The organism is Roseateles sp. P5_B10 (genome assembly GCF_056400485.1).
Map to the genome: position 1 here is coordinate 1 of NZ_JBFULE010000971.1, position 1,780 is coordinate 1,780.

Here is a 1,780-nt window from a genome sequence, read left to right on the forward strand (position 1 = left end):
GAGTACCAGCCACGCAGTGGACACGCTGCTCGACGTCAACTCCGGCGTCGGCGACAAGGGCGCCGTGACCTTCTGGTACGACGCCAGCACGGCCTGGAACAACTCGGCGGCGATGCTGCTGGACGCGACGACGTCCACGAGCAAGCCCTTCTTCCTGGTGCGCCAGAGCGACGGTTCCCTGCGCCTGACCGTCACCGACAGCAACGGTCTCGTGGTGTCGACCGCCACGCCGGCGCAGTCCGTCGCCGCGAGCACGTGGAAGCACATCGGCATCACCTGGAACCTGGCAGCCGGCACCAACCAGAGCACGCTGCGCATCTATCTCAACGGCGTTCAGATCGGCGCCACGACGGCGACGACCAGCGGCAGCCTGGACAACAGCATCGGCACCCTCTTTGTCGGCGACAACCGCAGCAGCACCGCGCCCACCAATGGCACGCTGAGGTCGGCCAAYGGCCTCATCGACGAAATGCGGGTCTACAACTACGAGATCAGCGCGCTGGAGCTGAACGCCGACATGGCGTCGCTCTCGCGCGTCTGCCCGCTGCCGCTGGACCACATTGAAGTCGTTCCCAGCACCACCAACGCCAGCACGTGCTCTCCCACGACGATCACATTGCGGGCCTGCAGCGACACGGCCTGCGCCATCGTCCTTACAAGCTACGTGGGGACAGTGAACCTGTCGACTTCCACCAGCCGCGGCACCTGGGCGCTGTCCAGCGGTAGCGGCAGCTTCAGCCAGCCCTCGCCGGGCAGCGGTCAGTCCAGCTACACCTTCTCGTCGGCGGACCAAGGCGTCGCCCGCCTGACCCTCTCGTACGGCCGGGCCCAGGCGGTCAAAGTGACAGCGGCGGACAGCACTTCCGCGAGCACCAGCACGACGACGGCGGACATCCTGTTCAGCGACAACGCCTTCGTCTGGGCCGAGGACCTTGCGAACAAGATCGATGGCAGCAATGTGGTTGTCGCTGGCCGCCCCCACGACCTCCGCGTCTCTTTGGTGAAGAAGGACAGCACGACGGCCAACTGCGGTGTCGCGACCGACTACAGCGGCACACACAACCTCAAGCTATGGCGCACGGACAAGAACGGCTCCTGGGCGATGCCGAGCCTCGTCAACACAACCGTCACGCCCAACGCGACGCTGCCCGTGCCGACGACGCGACCGTCGACGAACAATCTTTCGCTGGTCTTCAGCGGCGGCGTCGCCAATGTCAGCCTCACGACGACCGACATCGGCAAATACACCCTCAGCCTGGACGACGACTCTCTCACCTACGTCGGATCCACCCTCAGTGGCAGCGTCGGCGATCTGATCGTGCGACCTTTCACCGTCGTCATCAGTGGCTTGACGCTCGGCGGCATCGGCAACCCCGCTGGCAGCAATGCAGCGGACGCCTTCTTCGGCAGGGCTGGGGCCGCGTTCTCGGCAACTGTCGGCGCCTACCGCTGGGCTTCCGGCGCCGACAGCGGCGGCACTGGGGTACCCGACGCGAACGCCACCCTGGCGCAGGTCACGGCCGGCGGCCTCGCTCCGACCTTCAACAGCAGCGTCACTCTGACGCCGGATGCGAGTTTGTATACGCCGGCTGGCGGTACGCCGGGCAGCCTCCTCAACAACGTCATCAGCGGCTTCTCCGGCGGCAGCGCCACCGTGAACAACCTCAGCTACAGCGAGGTCGGCAGCTTTGCGTTGAAGACCAGCGCCGTCGTCGGCAATTTTCTGTCGAGCGGGATCGCATTGGACGCAGTCGTCTTCAAGGCCGACGGCGCCCAGAAG

The 1,780-nt window shown here is 65.9% G+C and carries 1 protein-coding gene; it reads left to right on the top strand.

All coding sequences use genetic code 11. The features are described from left to right. Nucleotides 1-16: 16 nt before the first annotated feature. On the top strand, nucleotides 17-1,780 hold a 1,764-nt coding region (locus tag AC1DU6_RS29875), incomplete at its 3' end, for a DUF6701 domain-containing protein (RefSeq protein WP_477861653.1).